Source organism: Streptomyces sp. NPDC059906, from assembly GCF_042730645.1.
GTDB lineage: Bacteria > Actinomycetota > Actinomycetes > Streptomycetales > Streptomycetaceae > Streptomyces > Streptomyces rubrogriseus.
Genome location: NZ_JBHWKU010000012.1, coordinates 104,564 through 120,340, shown reverse-complemented (window position 1 = coordinate 120,340; position 15,777 = coordinate 104,564). Strand labels below are relative to the sequence as shown.

Sequence of the window (15,777 nt, the reverse complement as noted above, 5' to 3'; positions counted from 1 at the left end):
CCTGACGCCATGGACCATGGCACCGAGCGGGACGCACCTCCCGGCCACCGTGCCGGACCCGGCACCGTGCCGGCCGACCCCGTGACGGGCCGCGTCCCGCTGGCCGTCGTCGTGGTGGACCGCGACGGACTGGTGTCCCACTGGAGCCGTGGCGCACGGCGGCTGTTCGCCCTGCCCAAGGAAGAGGCGATCGGACGGCCCGCCCCCGATCTGCTGCCCGTCTCGGGCGTGCTTCCCGAGGACACGGAACCGGACGGCGCCGGGCACGACGACCCCTACCGCTCCTACACCGCCCACGACGGCCTGGGGCCCGGCCTGGAGTCCTCCCTCGACGGGCGGCTGTCCTACCCCGCCGCGGGCCGCGCCCGGCTGACCGTGCGGGCCGACGACCGCGTCGACGTGCTCTGGTGGGCCTACCCCCTGGTGGGCCCCGGTCCGGAGCGGCTGCTCGTGCTGGCCGCCGACGCGGACGGGCTGCGGCGGGACTGCGCCGACGGGGCAGACGACGGCGCCGGGCCGGCCGTCGTCGAGCGGATCGCACCCGCGTTCGCCCTGCACACCGACTTCCCCGGTGCCGACGACCTCGCCCGCCGGCTCCCCGAGATCCTGCCCAGCATGAGCGTCGGCGAGAGCGCCCGCATCGTCGCGCAGGTCCTCGAACTGGGCTATCCCGTACTGGAGTTCAGCCAGCACGACCGGGTGCCCGTCACCCCCGACTGGGGCGTGCCCCGGCGGGCCGAGCGCCGGGCGCGGCGGGAACGGGCCGCGCGGGCGCTGGCGGCCGGTGAACCGGTGCCGGACGAGCTGCGGGACGAGGCCGAGGACCTGGAGTACGCCGCGGTCCGCGAACGCCTGGAGTTCCTCAACGAGGTCAGCGGCGCGATCGGCACCTCGCTGGACCTCTCGCGGACCATCGTCGAGGTGAGCCGGGCGGTCGTCCCGCGCTTCACCGACGTCGCCGGCACCTATCTGCGGGAACAGGTCGTGGCCGGGGAGGGCTTCCCCGACGGCGCGCCCGACACGACGACGATGTGGCACCGGGTCGCCCTGGAACACACCGACGAACCCGGCCGCTGGGACGACGTCGTACCGGTCGGCGAGGCCATGCCCTTCCCGGCGCACACCCCCTTCTTCCAGTGCATGACCACCGGTGAGCCGGTCCTGGTGCCCCGCATCACCGAGGAGATGGGCCACGCCATCGCCTCCCAGTTCGAGAAGCGGGACATCCGGCCGCTCATCACGGGCCGCTCGATGCTGCTGGTGCCGCTGAAGGCCCGCACCGTCGTCCTCGGCTTCATGATCCTGCTCCGGCACCCGGAGCGGCCCGTCTTCAACGACATGGACCGCGTCACCGGCGCCGAACTCGCCGCCCGCGCGGGCCTCGTCCTGGACAACGCGCGCATGTACACCCACCAGGAGAACGTCGCCGAGACGCTCCAGGACAGCATGCTCCCGCACATCCCCGCGCGGCTGGCCGGCTGCGACATCGCCACCCGCTACCTGCCGGGCACGCTGCTCGGCCGGGTCGGCGGCGACTGGTTCGACGCGGTCAAGCTGCCCGGCGCCCGCACCGCCCTCGTCGTCGGCGACGTCATGGGGCACGGTCTCAACTCGGCCGCGATGATGGGCCAGTTGCGCACTGCCGTCCAGACCATGGCCGGCCTCGACCTGCCGCCGGCCCAGCTCCTGCGCAACCTCGACGACCTCGCCCAGCGGCTCGGCGACACCCACCTCGCGACCTGCCTGTACGCCGTGTACGACCCCATCGCCGGGGAACTGCACCTCGCCAACGCCGGCCATATCCCGCCCGTCCTGGTCCGCGCCGCGGACGGCGCCAGCGAGCTGATCGACCTGCCGACGGGTGCGCCGATCGGCGTCGGCGGGGTGCCCTTCGAGTCGGTCCGGGTCCCCGTGGCGCCCGGTGACCGGCTGGTGATGTGCACCGACGGCCTGGTGGAGGTGCGCGGCGAGGACATCGGCGTCGGCCTCGCTACCCTCTGCGAGTCCGCCGCCCACCCGGCCGCGTCCATGGACGACGCCTGCGACACCATCATCCGCGCCCTGGGCACCGGCGGCGGCCGCAAGGACGACGTCGCCCTGCTGATGGCCCGGCTGACCGGCGTCGAGCCCGACGCCGTCGCCGAGTGGCGCCTCGGCCGCGACCCGGCGGAGGTGGGCCGCGCCCGCGCGGCGGTCCGCGAGCAGCTCCACGACTGGGGGCTGCCGAAGCTGGCGGCCCCCGCCGAGCTGATGGTCAGCGAACTCGCCACCAACGCCGTACGGCACTCCCACGCCCGCCCCGTCGCGCTGCGCCTGGTACGCGCCGACACGCTGCTGTGCGAGGTGGACGACGACGACCACGAACTGCCCACGCTCAAGAGCGCGGGCCCCGACGACGAGACCGGGCGCGGTCTGCGCGTCGTCAGCACCCTCGCCCGCGAATGGGGCGCCAGCCGCACCGGCGCGGGCAAGACGGTGTGGTTCGAACTGACCCTGCCCGCCCGGCACCGCTAGCGAGAGCGCCGCGCCGCCTTGCGCTGCAGGGACTCGCGGCGGGTGCGCAGTTCGCGCTGCCGGCGTCGGCTCTTCTTGCGCCGCTCGGCCCGCGCACGAGCCCGCGGGTCCCTGAGCTTCGTATGGTCCAGCCTGGTCAAGTACCAGATGACGCCGCAGAACACGCCCAGGAGGAGCACGCCGAGGACGGCGGCGAGCACCGGTGGCATGTCCGCGACCTCGATGTCCCGATACCTTCCGACCCCCATGCCGTCCCCCCGCCCCGGTTGCCGCCCGCGTCGCCCGGACCGGGCCGACCGTCTGCAAGTTACCCGATCGGGCCCGGCGGCCGAATCCGCCCGGCGCGAACTACCGGTGAAGGAATGCGCCCGGCGCTTGTGGCCGTGCGCCGGGCGCGATACACCGTACGGACCCGTCGTCGGCGGGTCGTACGGCGTCGCACCTGGGGAGACGGGCATGAGCGTGACGAGTCGGTACCGGGACGCCTGGGAGGGCTTCTGGAACGAGGCCTCCGGGGACCGGGGGGCGGTGTTCTGGGACGCGGAGCCGACGCTGACCGCCGGTCGCCACCTGGCCCACTTCGAGCCGCACCTGGCCGACCCCGCCCTGCCGCTGATCGACCTGGGCTGCGGCAACGGCACCCAGACCCGCTACTTCGCCGAACGCTTCCCGCACGTGGTCGGCGCCGACCTCTCCGCCGCCGCGCTCGGCCACGCCCGCCACGCCGACCCGGCCGGACTGGCCGCGTACCGGCAACTGGACGCCGCCGACAAGGCCGAGGCCCAGGCGCTGCACGCGGAGCTGGGCGACGCCAACGTCTACGTCCGGGGCGTCCTGCACCAGTGCGAGCCCGACGACCGGCAGCCCCTGGCCGACGCACTCGCCGCGCTGCTCGGCGAACGCGGCCGCGCCTTCCTGGTCGAGCCCTCCCAGGCGGCCAAGACCGTCCTGATGGGCCTGGCCCAGGGGCCCGAGGGGCCGCCCGCCAAACTCGCCCCCGTCCTGCGCCACGGTCTGACCCCCGGCGCCGTCCCCGACGAAGCGGTGCCCGAGCACCTCCGCGCGGCGGGCCTCGCCGTCCTGGCGAGCGGTGAACTCCCGCTGGTCACCACGGAGTACACGGCGGACGGCACCCGCATCGAACTGCCGTCGACGTGGGTGGTGGCGGGTACCGCCTAGGGAGCGGGGACTTCCGAGAAAGCGCTGATCGTAGGCCGTACGGGCCCCTTTTAGTGGTCCAGACCACCGGTGGTTATCCACAGCCCTGGCAGAGGTGGCCGGGCAGCGCGTACGGTTCGGGCCATGAAGATCCTCATCAGTGCCGACATGGAGGGCGCCACCGGCGTCACCTGGCCGGCCGACGTGCTGCCGGGGACGCCGCAGTGGGAGCGGTGCCGGTCGATGTTCACCTCGGACGTGAACGCGGCCGTGCTCGGCTTCTTCGACGGCGGAGCCGACGAGGTGCTGGTCAACGAGGCGCACTGGAGCATGCGCAACCTCCTCCTGGAGCGGCTCGACGAGCGCACCGAGATGCTCACCGGGCGGCACAAGGCGCTGTCCATGGTGGAGGGCGTCCAGCACGGAGACGTGGACGGCATCGCGTTCATCGGGTACCACGCGGGCGCCGGCATGGAGGGCGTCCTCGCCCACACCTACCTCGCCAACCAGCTCACCGGCGTCTGGCTGAACGACGTACGGGCCAGCGAGGGCCTGCTCAACGCCCACGTGGTCGCCGAGTACGGAGTGCCCGTGGTCCTGGTCACCGGCGACGACGTGGCCTGCGAGGACGCGCTCGGGTACGCGCCCGAGGCGCGCAAGGTCGCGGTCAAGGACCATGTGTCGCGATACGCGGCGGTGTGCCGTACGCCCGCCAGGACCGCCGCCGACATCCGGGCCGCGGCCAAGGAGGCCGCCGCGCTCGCGGTGCGGCACGAGCCGGTGAGCGGCGGACCGTTCACCCTCGCCCTGGAGTTCGACGCCGAGCACCTGGCGGCGGCCGCGACCGTGGTGCCCGGGGTGGCACAGGTCGGGGAGCGGAAGGTGGCGTACACCCACGACACGATGTTCGAGGCGATCCGGACGTTCAAGGCGGTCACGACGATCGTCTCGGCGGCGGTGGAGGAGCAGTATGGCTGAGCACACGGGCACCGACACGGGCGCGCAGGCGCTGGACGAGGTCGTCCGGTTCACCTCCGAGCTGATCCGGATCGACACCACCAACCGCGGCGGCGGCGACTGCCAGGAGCGGCCGGCCGCCGAGTACGCCGCCGCGCGGCTCGCCGAGGCCGGGATCGAGCCCACACTCCTGGAGCGGACCGCGGGCCGCACCAACGTCGTGGCCCGCATCGAGGGCACCGACCCGTCGGCCGACGCGCTGCTGGTCCACGGACACCTGGACGTGGTGCCCGCCGAGGCCGCCGACTGGAGCGTGCACCCGTTCTCCGGGGAGATCCGCGACGGCGTCGTCTGGGGACGCGGCGCGGTCGACATGAAGAACATGGACGCGATGATCCTCGCCGTCGTCCGAGACTGGGCCCGGCGGGGCGTGCGGCCCCGGCGGGACGTGGTGATCGCCTTCACCGCGGACGAGGAGGCCAGCGCCGAGGACGGCTCCGGCTTCCTCGCCGACCGGCACGCCGCCCTGTTCGAGGGCTGCACCGAGGGCGTCAGCGAGTCCGGGGCCTTCACCTTCCACGACGGGGCCGGGCGGCAGTTCTACCCCATCGCCGCCGGTGAGCGGGGTACCGGCTGGCTCAAGCTCACCGCGCGCGGGCGCGCCGGACACGGTTCGAAGGTGAACCGTCAGAACGCGATCACCCGGCTCGCCGCCGCGATCACCCGTATCGGCGCCCACGAGTGGCCGCTGCGCCTGACCCCGACCGTGCGCGCGGCCCTGACCGAGATCGCCGCCGTCTACGGCATCGAGACCGACCTGAGCGACGTCCACGCCTTGCTGGACAAGCTCGGCCAGGCGGGCAAGCTGGTCGAGTCCACCGTCCGCAACAGCAGCAACCCGACCATGCTGGACGCCGGGTACAAGGTCAACGTCATCCCGGGAGAGGCCGTCGCCCACGTCGACGGGCGGTTCCTGTACGGCGCCGAGGACGAGTTCCGCAGCACCCTCGACCGACTCACCGGGCCGGACGTGGACTGGGAGTTCGTCCACCGCGAGGTGGCCCTCCAGGCTCCGGTGGACTCGCCGACGTACGCCCGGATGCGTGCGGCCGTGGAGGAGTTCGCGCCCGAGGGGCACGTCGTGCCGTACTGCATGTCCGGGGGCACCGACGCCAAGCAGTTCTCCCGGCTCGGCATCACCGGATACGGGTTCGCGCCGCTGAAGCTGCCCGAGGGCTTCGACTACCAGGCCCTCTTCCACGGCGTGGACGAACGGGTCCCGGTCGAGGCGCTGCACTTCGGAGTCCATGTCCTCGACCGTTTCCTGCGCACGGCGTAAGACCCCGGCACCGCCCGGACGAGCAAGCAGCTGGAGGAGAAATGGGGGAGTCAGTGCGGACTCTGTCATACGGATCGTGGCCCTCGCCCGTCGACGCGGCCCTCGCCGCCGCGCACGACGGACGGCCCGACGACGTCGGATTCGTCGGTGACGAGGTGTGGTGGACCGCCCCCCGGCCCACCGAGGGCGGGCGGCGCACCCTGGTGCGGCGCCACGCCGACGGCACCGAGGAGCCGGTGCTGCCCGCGCCGTGGAACGTGCGCAGCCGCGTCATCGAGTACGGCGGCCGGCCCTGGGGCGCGGCCACGACCGACTCCGGCCCGCTGGTGGTCTTCGTGAACTTCGCCGACCAGCGGCTGTACGCCTGCACCCCGGGCGACGGCGAGCCGCGGCCGCTGACGCCGCTGTCCGCGGTGGGCGGCGGGCTGCGCTGGATCGAGCCGGATCCGCGTCCCGAGCGCGGCGAGGTGTGGTGCGTCCTGGAGGAGTTCACCGGCGAGGGGCCCACCGACCTGCGCCGCGTGCCGGTGGCGGTGCCGTTGGACGGCTCCGCGGCCGACGACCGGGGCGCGGTCCGTGAACTGGCCCCCGAGCGGCACCGCTTCGTCACCGGACCCCGCCTCTCGCCCGACGGGCGCCGCGCCGCCTGGCTGGCCTGGGACCACCCCCGCATGCCCTGGGACGGCACCGAGCTGATCGTCGCCGAGGTCGGCCCCGAGGGCACCTTCCAGGAGGCCCGGACCGTCGCCGGCGGGCCCGAGGAGTCGATCGCCCAGGCGGACTGGGCCCCGGACGGCACGCTGCTGTACGCCTCCGACCGCACCGGCTGGTGGAACCTCTACCGCGACGGGCGGCCGCTGTGCCCCCGCGAGGAGGAGTTCGGCGGGCCGCTGTGGAAGCTCGGGCAGCGCTGGTTCGCGCCCCTGGACAGCGGCCTGATCGCGGTTCTGCACGGCCGGGGCGCCGCCGTCCTCGGCATACTCGACCCCGAGACCGGCGAGGTCGTCGACGCGGCGGGCCCCTGGACGGAGTTCGCGCCCACCCTCGCCGCGTACGGCGAGCGAAGCGAGATGGGGGTCCCCCCGCCCGGAGGGTGGGGGAAGGTCGTCGCCGTCGGCGCGAGCCCGCACAGCGGATACGAGGTCGTCGAGCTGGACGCCCGCACCGGCCGCGCCCGGGTGATCGGCGCCCCGCACGAGGACGCCACGGACCCGGAGTTCTACCCGCGGCCGCGGATCCGTACCTTCACGGGACCGGGCGGACGGGAGATCCACACCCACCTCTACCCGCCGCACCACCCCGGCTGCCGGGCCCCGGACGGCGAGCTGCCGCCGTACGTCATCTGGGCGCACGGCGGCCCCACCAGCCGTTCCCCGCTCGTCCTCGACCTGGAGATCGCCTACTTCACCTCCCGCGGCATCGGTGTCGCCGAGGTCAACTACGGGGGTTCCAGCGGCCACGGCAGGGAGTACCGCAACCGGCTGCGCGAGCAGTGGGGCGTGGTCGACGTCGAGGACTGCGCGGCCGTCGCCCTCGCCCTCGCCGACGAGGGCACCGCCGACCGGGCGCGGCTCGCCGTGCGCGGCGGCAGCGCCGGCGGCTGGACGTCCGCCGCCTCACTGGCCACCACCGACGTCTACGCCTGCGGCACGATCAGCTACCCGATCCTCGACCTGACCGGCTGGGGGACCGGCGAGACCCACGACTTCGAGTCGCAGTACCTGGAGAGCCTGATCGGCCCGTACGCCGAGGTCCCGGACCGCTACACCGACCGGTCGCCCGCCGAGCACGCCGAGCGCGTCACCGCCCCGTTCCTGCTGCTCCAGGGGCTGGACGACGTGATCTGCCCACCCGTGCAGTGCGAGCGGTTCCTCGACCGCATGGCGGGCCGCGGAGTACCCCACGCCTACCTCGCCTTCGAGGGCGAGGGGCACGGATTCCGCCGCGCGGAGACCATGGTGCGCGCCCTGGAGGCGGAGCTGTCCCTCTACGCCCAGGTCTTCGGGCTGACCCCGCCCGGCGTCCCGGTCCTGGAGCTGACCCGATGAGCCGGGTGCGGGAGCTGGTCCGTCCGCCCCGGCTCGCCCCCGGCGCCCGGGTGGCCGTCGTCGCGCCCAGCGGCCCCGTGCCCGAGGAGCGGCTGCAGGCGGGGCTCGACGTGCTGCGCGGCTGGGACCTCGACCCGGTCGTGGCGCCGCACGTCCTGGACCGGCACAGCACCTTCGACTACCTCGCGGGCACCGACGCCGACCGGGCCGCCGACCTCCAGGCCGCCTGGTGCGACCCGGCCGTGGACGCCGTGCTGTGCGCCCGCGGCGGATACGGCGTCCAGCGCATGGTGGACCTGCTCGACTGGGAGGCGATGCGCGCGGCCGGTCCCAAGGTGTTCGTCGGCTTCAGCGACATCACCGCGCTGCACGAGGCGTTCGCCACCCGCCTCGGCCTGGTCACCCTGCACGGACCGATGGCGGCCGGGATCGACTTCATCAAGAACGCCCGGGCCCAGGAGCACCTGCGGGCCACCCTGTTCGCCCCGGAGACGGTCCGCGTGATCACCTCCGGCGGCACACCGCTGGTGCCCGGCCGGGCCCGGGGCGTCACCCTGGGCGGCTGCCTCGCGCTGCTCGCCGCCGACCTGGGCACCCCGCACGCCCGGCCCTGCGCGCGCGGCGGGCTGCTGTGCCTGGAGGACGTGGGGGAGGAGACGTACCGCATCGACCGCTACCTCACGCAGTTGCTGCGCGCCGGCTGGCTCGACGGGGTCGGCGGCGTGCTGCTCGGCTCGTGGGCAGAGTGCGAGCCCTACGAACGGCTGCGGCCCCTGCTGGCCGACCGGCTCGGCGGCCTCGGCGTGCCGGTCGTCGAGGACTTCGGGTTCGGGCACTGCGAGGGGGCGCTGACCGTCCCGTTCGGCGTCCCGGCGGAACTCGACGCGGACGCGGGCACCTTGACGCTGGACCGGCCGGCGCTGTGCCGCCCGGCGTAGGCTGACCCCATGCCGCACACCCCGCCCCGCCACCTCGCCGAGGGCCCGCGCGTGGGCATCCGGCACTTCAGCCACGCGGACGCCGCCGAGTTCACCGCCCGGGTACGCCAGAGCAAGGACCTGCACCACCCCTGGCTCTTCCCGCCGGAGAGCGTCCAGGCGTACGAGGCCTACGCGGGCCGGCTCATCGAGGACCGCACCAAGGCCGGGTTCCTGGTGTGCGAGAAGGGCACGGAGGCGGCGGACGGGGCGGACGGGGTGGCGGCCCCGGTGCCGGACGGCGGCTCCATCGCCGGGTTCGTCAACATCAACAACATCGTCGAGGGCGGCTTCCTCAGCGGCGCGCTCGGCTACGGCGCCTTCGCGCACGCGGCCGGCCGGGGGCTGATGCGCGAGGGGCTGGACCTCGTGGTGCGGTACGCGTTCGGGCCGATGCGGCTGCACCGGCTGGAGATCAACGTCCAGCCGGGCAACGCCGCCTCGATCGCACTGGCCCGCGCCTGCGGCTTCCACCTGGAGGGCTTCTCACCGAGGATGCTCTACATCGACGGCGCCTGGCGCGACCACCAGCGCTGGGCGATCACCGCCGAGACCGTGACTTCCGGTTGATCTTCATCGTGTCGAGGTCCGTCACCGTGGACCTCAGATCGCGGAACCCGTAGCCGAGACCGCGCAGCACGCCCTCCGCCCGGTCCTCCGCGATCGCGCCCGCCATCTCCTCGCCGTCCGCCGCGTCCGACACCACCACGTAACGCATCGAGAAGTGCTTCAGCGGCGCGGGCTCGTAGGACAGCGACCCCTCCTCGGTGAACCGCATGCTCGCCATCCCGTGCTCGCCCGCCTCGGCGAGCAACCGGGCACGGGCGACTTCGGTCAAATCCTCCCAGGTGCCCCGGACGATCACCCGGTAGGTGTGCCGCTCACTGACGGACTGCTCACTCACGTGCGTCTCTCCTTCGTCTTCGTACGCGCGCCGACCGCCCGACCCTAAGCCTGCGCCCGCACCGCGCCACAGCGGATTAAACGTGAGTCACGTCGCCCCGGCCCGCCCGGCGGAGCCCCTGTTCACCGAGTCGGGGAGCGGCTTCCATGGGGAACCGTGACGACGATCCGACGCGAGGTACTGACCCTGCCCGCCGCGCCGCTGGGGCCGGACAACCCCCTGCCGCCGCTGCGCCCCCTGGACGAGGCCCACCGCATCGACGACCGGGACCGGGCGGGCCTGCCGCGCGACATGGCCCGCCAGATCGGCTACGAGCCCCTGCGCAGCCTGCTGCCCGCCCAGGTCCGGGACGGCTACGGCCGCGGGCGCGAACCGCGTGGGCTGGACGCCCTCGTCATCGAGAACGAACGGCTGCGGGCCACCGTCCTGCCGGGCCTGGGTGGCCGCATCGCCTCCCTCCACCACAAGCCGACCGACCGCGAACTGCTCTACGTCAACCCGGTCCTCCAGCCCGCCAACTTCGCCCTCAACGGCGCCTGGTTCTCCGGCGGCATCGAATGGAACATCGGCGCCACCGGCCACACCACCCTGTCCTGCTCGCCCGTGCACGCCGCGCGCGTCCCCGCCCCCGACGGCGGGGAGATGCTGCGCCTGTGGGAGTGGGAGCGGCTGCGCGACCTGCCCTTCCAGGTCGACCTGTGGCTCCCGGAAGGCTCGGACTTCCTCTACGTCGGCGCCCGCATCCGCAACCCGCACGAGCGCCCGGCGCCCACCTACTGGTGGTCCAACATCGCCGTCCCCGAGGACCGCCGCGTCCTCGCCCCCGCCGACGAGGCCTGGCAGTTCGGGTACGAGCGCAGGCTCCGCCGGGTCCCGGTGCCCGAGTACGACGGCGCCGACCGGACGTACCCGCTGAACAGCACCTACGCCGCCGACTACTTCTACGAGGTGCCGGACGGCCGGCGCCGCTGGATCGCCGCGCTCGACGAGGACGGCCACGGACTGGTGCAGACCTCGACCGACCTGCTGCGCGGCCGCAAGCTGTTCGTGTGGGGCACCGGTCCCGGCGGACGCCGCTGGCAGGAGTGGCTCACCGAACCCGGCACCGGCGGCTACTGCGAGATCCAGGCCGGACTCGTCCGCACCCAGCTCGAACACGTCAGGCTGGAGGCGGAGAGCGAGGTGTCCTGGCTGGAGGCGTACGGGCCGCTCGACGCCTCGCCGGAGGGCGACTGGCACACCGCGCTGCGCCGGGCCGAGGACCGGCTGGAGGCCGCCCTGCCGCGGGCCGACGTCGACGCCGCGTACGACGCCTGGCGGCCGTACGCCGACACCGAGCCCGGCGAACGCCTGGCCACCGGGTCGGGCTGGGGCGCGCTGGAAGTGCTGCGGACCGGCTGGAAGCTGCCCGGCACACCCTTCGACGAGGACACCCTCGGCGAGGAGCAGCGGCCCTGGCTGCACCTGCTGCGCGCCGGGTCGCTGCCTGAACCGGAACACCACCAGCCGCCCGGCGGGACGCTGGTCGCCCGGCCCTGGCGGGACATGCTGGAGACCACGGCCGCCACCCCCCTCGCCGAGTACCACCTCGGGGTCGCCCAGTGGCACGGCGACGACCGGGCGCAGGCCGTGCGCAGTTGGGAGCGCGGCCTCAAGTCCGCCACGGACCGCTGGCCGTTGCTGCGCTGCCTCGCCGTCGCCGACCAGGAGGACGGCCACGGCGAGCGCGCCGCCGACCGGTACACGGAGGCCTTCGACGACCTGTGCGCACGCCGGACCGACGCGGCGGAGAAGGGGGACGGGCGATGGGCGGCCGTCACCGCCGCGCTGGGCCGGGACGCGATCGGGGCGCTGCTCGCGGCCGGGCGCATCGTGGACGCCCGGACCGTGTGGGACCGGCTGGACCCCGCGACGCGGGCCCGCGGCCGGTACCGGCTGACCGAGGCCGAGCTGCTGGCCGCGGAGGGCCGGCGCGAGGACGCGCGTGCCGTGTTCGCCGAGGGCTTCGAGGTCGCCGACCTGAGGGAGGGCGCCGACGGCATCGGTCTGCTGTGGGCGCGGCTGGACGACGCACCGCTCCCGGCCCGCTACGACTTCCGGATGTGGCCGGACGGGGAGTGAGCCCCGCCCGGCCCCTCGGGTGACGTGCCGGGGCCCTACTGCTGCCGGTCCACGTACTCGTAGATCGCCCCGTCCGGGTGCCGGGCGATCAGGTTGCGGCCCCCGGGCGTGGCGACCGGGCCGGCGATGATGTCGGCGCCCAGCGAGCCGAGTACGTGACGGGTCTCCTCGACGTCCGACACGGCGATCGTCGCGGCCACCTTGCGCAGCACCTCGAGTTGGGACTCGGGCCCGCTCATCAGCAGGAAGCAGCCGATGGCGGCGACCTGGACGCCGCCGCGTTCGAAGCGGAGGGCCTCGCCGCCGGCCAGACCCTCGTAGAAGGGGATCGCCTTGTCCAGGTCGTCGACGTAGATGCGCAGTGTGGCTCCCAGAATGTCCATACGGACGAGCCTAGTTGGGTCGGCCGGGCGCCCACTCCCGGTCCGGCCATGGAAGCCGGACCGGCGGGTACCCGCAACCCATGGACCGCATGGATCACTTGGAACACCTGGACAGGCAACTGGTCGACGAACTGGCGCAGGTGGCACGCGAGACCGTGCGCGACGAACTGCGAGAACAGACCCGCAGGCAGCGCCGCAAGGCCACGCTGTACGCCGCGTCCGGCACCGCCGCCCTCTACGCGGGCGCCGCCGTCGCGCTGGCCGTGGGACTGGCGCTCGCCCTCGCGCTCCCGGGCTGGGCCGCCGCGCTGATCACGGCCGCCCTCCTGGCCGTCGTGGCGTATCTGCTGCGGGGTGCGGCCCGGCCGCACCCGTCGCGCCCGGGTTCGGCACCCGGCACCGCCGGGCACGACCACGTCCCCGGCGGTGGCGCGCCCGCCGCGCCCCCGGGCGGACTCGGTGTGCCGTACCCGCCGATGCCACCCGTGGCTCCCGGCGGTGTGGGCGGCGCGACCGGCGCCCCGGGCGCGGGCACACCCGCACCGGGCGGCACCGGTCCCGCGGCACCGCGCCAGGACGACCTCGACCCCGAGAACAAGCGCCCTCGCGGCTGACCGGCCGCGCACCGGGGTACGCCCGCACGGACGGCGTCCGTGCGGGCGTACCCATGTCCTTCGCGCGTGTCAGGCGCCCTGCTGGAGCTGCGGCAGCACCTTGGTGCGGTAGAGGTCGAAGAAGCCGCGCAGGTCCGGGCCGATCTGGTTGACGTAGACCCGGTCGAAACCGGCGTCGGCGAACTGCTTCAGCTCCGCCACGTGCTCGTCCACGTCGTCGCCGCACACCCGGCTGTCGCGGACCATGTCCTCGGTGACCAGGGTCTGCGCCTGCTCGAAGTGTTTCGGCGAGGGCAGCACCTGACCCAGCTCGCCGGGCAACTGCTCGTTGGCCCACAGCCGGTGCACGGTGCGCACGGCCGCGTCCTTGTCGGTGTCGTAGCAGACCTTGGTGCCGCCGCTGACCAGCTTCCCGCCGCCCCCGCCCTTGCGGTACTGCTCCACCATCGAGGCGTCCGGCATCATCGTGATGTAGCCGTCGCCGACCCGGGCCGCCAGCTTCGTCGCCGCCGGGCCGAAGCCCGAGATGTCGATCGGGACCGGCTCGTCGGGCACCGTGTACAGACGGGCGTTCTCCACCGTGTAGTGGGTGCCGTGGTGGTTGACCTCCTCGCCGGTGAGCAGCCGGCGCATGATCAGGATGGCCTCCTCCAGCATCTCCAGGCGTATGTGCGCGGCCGGCCAGGCGTCGCCGAAGATGTGCTCGTTCAGTGCCTCGCCGGTGCCGACGCCCAGCCGGAACCGGCCGTCGGTCATCACCGCGCTGGTCGCCGCGGCCTGCGCCACCACCGCCGGGTGGATGCGCACGGTCGGGCAGGTCACCGCCGTCTCGATCGGCAGCGACACGGCGTCGGACAGGGCGCCGATCACCGACCACACGAACGGGCTCTGGCCCTGTTCGCCGTTCCAGGGGTGGTAGTGGTCGGAGATCCACAGCGCCTGGAATCCGGCCTGCTCGGCCATCCGGGCCTGCTCGATCAGCTCCGCGGGACCGTACTGTTCGCACGAGAGGAAATAGCCGTACTCGGGCATGAGGGGGTGCCTCCGGACAGGGAGCGGGGGTGGGTCCGGGGGCCGGGTACCCGGGCGCGGTGCCGGAAACCGGCGGCCCGGCGGCTTCCCCGCGGGCGTGCCGCGACTTCCCCGCGGACGTTTGGGCGCCCCGGCCCAGGGGACGCGGAAGGCTCACGAGGTACGCGACAGCCCGGAGGCGAACCGTGAGCCGACCCCGCATCGTGATCGTCGGTGCCGGCTTCGCCGGGTACCGGACGGCCCGCACCCTGTCCCGGCTCACCCGGCACCAGGCCGACATCACCCTGCTCAACCCGACCGACTACTTCCTCTACCTGCCCCTGCTGCCCCAGGTCGCCGCCGGAATCCTGGAACCGCGCCGGGTCAGCGTGTCCCTGTCGGGCACGCTGCCGCACGTCCGGCTGGTGCTCGGCGAGGCCGACGGCATCGACCTCGACGGGCGCACCGTGCACTACACCGGCCCGGAGGGCGAGGAGGGCACCCTGGCCTACGACCGGCTGGTGCTCGCCGCGGGCAGCGTCAACAAACTGCTGCCGATCCCCGGCGTCGCCGAGCACGCGCACGGCTTCCGCGGGCTGCCGGAGGCGCTCTACCTGCGCGACCACGTGACCCGGCAGGTGGAGCTGGCCGCAGCGGCGACCGACCGGGCGGAGTGCGCCGCCCGGTGCACCTTCGTCGTGGTCGGCGCGGGATACACCGGCACCGAGGTCGCCGCGCACGGCGCGATGTACACCGACGCACAGGTCCGCAGGCATCCGATGCGGACCGGCATGCGGCCGCGCTGGATGCTGCTCGACGTGGCGCCGCGGGTCATGCCCGAGATGGACGAACGGCTCTCCCGCACCGCCGAGCGGGTCCTGCGGCAGCGGGGCGTCGACGTGCGGATGGGGACCTCCGTGAAGGAGGCCACGCACGACGGGGTCGTCCTGACCGACGGGTCCACCGTCGACACCCGCACACTCGTGTGGTGCGTGGGCGTGCGGCCCGACCCGCTGGTGGAGTCCCTGGGGCTGCCCATGGAACGCGGCCGGCTGCTCGTCGACCCCCACCTCCAGGTGCCGGGCCGGCCCGAGCTGTTCGCCTGCGGTGACGTGGCGGCGGTGCCCGATCTGAACCAGCCGGGCCAGTACACGCCGATGACCGCGCAGCACGCCTGGCGGCACGGCAAGGTCTGCGCCCACAACGTCGTCGCCTCGCTCGGCCGCGGGCAGCGGCGGGCCTACCGCCACCGTGACATGGGGTTCGTCGTGGACCTCGGCGGCGCCAAGGCCGCGGCCAACCCGCTCGGCCTGCCGATGTCCGGCCCGGCGGCGGGTGCGGTCACCCGCGGCTACCACCTCGCGGCGATGCCGGGCAACCGCGTGCGGGTCGCCGCCGACTGGCTGCTCGACGCGGTGCTGCCCCGGCAGGCCGTTCAGCTGGGCCTCGTACGGTCCTGGTCGGTGCCGCTGGAGTCGGCGTCACCGGAGGTCGCGCGGGTGCCGGGGCGTCCTGAACGGACCGGGAAGGAGACCGGGACCGCCGGGACCGCCGGGACCGCCGGGAAGCATGCCGACGGCGACGAGGCGAAGAAGCAGCCCGGCGGCGAGCCCGCGAAGAAGCAGCACAGCGACGAGCCCGCGAAGGGGCAGCCTGGCGGCGAGCCCGCGAAGAAGCAGCACAGCGACGAGCCCGCGAAGGGGCAGCCTGGCGGCGAGCCCGCGAAGAAGCAGCACAGCGACGAGCCCGCG

General features: G+C 74.1%; 14 protein-coding genes. 10 read left to right on the top strand and 4 right to left on the bottom strand.

Annotation, left to right across the window (positions count from 1 at the left end; translation table 11 throughout):
• Positions 1-9 precede the first annotated feature (9 nt).
• Complete coding sequence (locus ACFV9J_RS20055; RefSeq protein WP_385356006.1) at positions 10-2,514, top strand: SpoIIE family protein phosphatase; 2,505 nt, start codon at positions 10-12, stop codon at positions 2,512-2,514.
• Here ACFV9J_RS20055 and ACFV9J_RS20050 read toward each other — a convergent pair.
• The gene (locus ACFV9J_RS20050) at positions 2,511-2,762 is read right to left on the bottom strand and encodes a hypothetical protein (RefSeq protein ID WP_385356005.1); all 252 of its coding nucleotides are present in this window, start codon (positions 2,760-2,762) and stop codon (positions 2,511-2,513) included. The genes ACFV9J_RS20055 and ACFV9J_RS20050 overlap by 4 nt on opposite strands.
• Before the next feature lie 208 nt (positions 2,763-2,970).
• Between ACFV9J_RS20050 and ACFV9J_RS20045 the strand changes: the two genes are divergently transcribed.
• The 6 genes from ACFV9J_RS20045 (at position 2,971) to ACFV9J_RS20020 (ending at position 9,563) form a co-directional block, all read left to right on the top strand.
• Complete coding sequence (locus ACFV9J_RS20045; protein ID WP_385356003.1) at positions 2,971-3,693, top strand: class I SAM-dependent methyltransferase; 723 nt, start codon at positions 2,971-2,973, stop codon at positions 3,691-3,693.
• 123 nt (positions 3,694-3,816) lie between these two features.
• Complete coding sequence (locus tag ACFV9J_RS20040; protein ID WP_030178507.1) at positions 3,817-4,650, top strand: M55 family metallopeptidase; 834 nt, start codon at positions 3,817-3,819, stop codon at positions 4,648-4,650.
• On the top strand, positions 4,643-5,968 hold the full coding sequence (locus ACFV9J_RS20035; RefSeq protein ID WP_385356001.1) for a M20/M25/M40 family metallo-hydrolase: 1,326 nt from the start codon (positions 4,643-4,645) through the stop codon (positions 5,966-5,968). The genes ACFV9J_RS20040 and ACFV9J_RS20035 overlap by 8 nt, the downstream gene beginning before the upstream one ends.
• A 41-nt stretch (positions 5,969-6,009) precedes the next feature.
• On the top strand, positions 6,010-8,016 hold the full coding sequence (locus ACFV9J_RS20030; RefSeq protein WP_385355999.1) for a prolyl oligopeptidase family serine peptidase: 2,007 nt from the start codon (positions 6,010-6,012) through the stop codon (positions 8,014-8,016).
• A complete protein-coding gene (locus ACFV9J_RS20025) occupies positions 8,013-8,954 on the top strand; it encodes an LD-carboxypeptidase (RefSeq protein WP_385355998.1) in 942 nt (313 codons plus the stop codon). Before ACFV9J_RS20030 ends, ACFV9J_RS20025 begins: the two co-directional genes overlap by 4 nt.
• Before the next feature lie 9 nt (positions 8,955-8,963).
• Positions 8,964-9,563 carry a GNAT family N-acetyltransferase gene (locus ACFV9J_RS20020; protein WP_385355997.1) on the top strand — a complete coding sequence of 200 codons (600 nt, stop codon included), beginning with the start codon at positions 8,964-8,966 and terminating at the stop codon, positions 9,561-9,563.
• On the opposite strand, the gene ACFV9J_RS20015 is transcribed toward ACFV9J_RS20020, so the two are convergent.
• Positions 9,535-9,897: a DUF6204 family protein gene (locus tag ACFV9J_RS20015; RefSeq protein ID WP_385355996.1), complete on the bottom strand. Its 363-nt coding sequence runs from the start codon at positions 9,895-9,897 to the stop codon at positions 9,535-9,537. The two genes, ACFV9J_RS20020 and ACFV9J_RS20015, sit on opposite strands and share 29 nt — an antisense overlap.
• A 156-nt stretch (positions 9,898-10,053) precedes the next feature.
• Between ACFV9J_RS20015 and ACFV9J_RS20010 the strand changes: the two genes are divergently transcribed.
• A complete protein-coding gene (locus ACFV9J_RS20010) occupies positions 10,054-12,018 on the top strand; it encodes a DUF5107 domain-containing protein (protein ID WP_385355994.1) in 1,965 nt (654 codons plus the stop codon).
• A 35-nt stretch (positions 12,019-12,053) separates the two neighbouring features.
• Here ACFV9J_RS20010 and ACFV9J_RS20005 read toward each other — a convergent pair whose 3' ends face one another.
• The gene (locus tag ACFV9J_RS20005; RefSeq protein WP_385355993.1) at positions 12,054-12,401 is read right to left on the bottom strand and encodes a VOC family protein; all 348 of its coding nucleotides are present in this window, start codon (positions 12,399-12,401) and stop codon (positions 12,054-12,056) included.
• An 80-nt stretch (positions 12,402-12,481) separates the two neighbouring features.
• Between ACFV9J_RS20005 and ACFV9J_RS20000 the strand changes: the two genes are divergently transcribed.
• Positions 12,482-13,015, top strand: coding sequence for a phage holin family protein (locus ACFV9J_RS20000; protein ID WP_385355992.1), 534 nt, complete (start codon positions 12,482-12,484; stop codon positions 13,013-13,015).
• A 69-nt stretch (positions 13,016-13,084) separates the two neighbouring features.
• Here ACFV9J_RS20000 and ACFV9J_RS19995 read toward each other — a convergent pair whose 3' ends face one another.
• Positions 13,085-14,047 (bottom strand): LLM class F420-dependent oxidoreductase, encoded by a 963-nt coding sequence (locus ACFV9J_RS19995; protein WP_385355990.1) that lies wholly within the window; start codon positions 14,045-14,047, stop codon positions 13,085-13,087.
• 185 nt (positions 14,048-14,232) lie between these two features.
• Here ACFV9J_RS19995 and ACFV9J_RS19990 point away from each other — a divergent pair.
• A partial coding sequence (locus ACFV9J_RS19990; protein ID WP_385355988.1) for an NAD(P)/FAD-dependent oxidoreductase occupies positions 14,233-15,777 on the top strand: 1,545 nt, incomplete at its 3' end.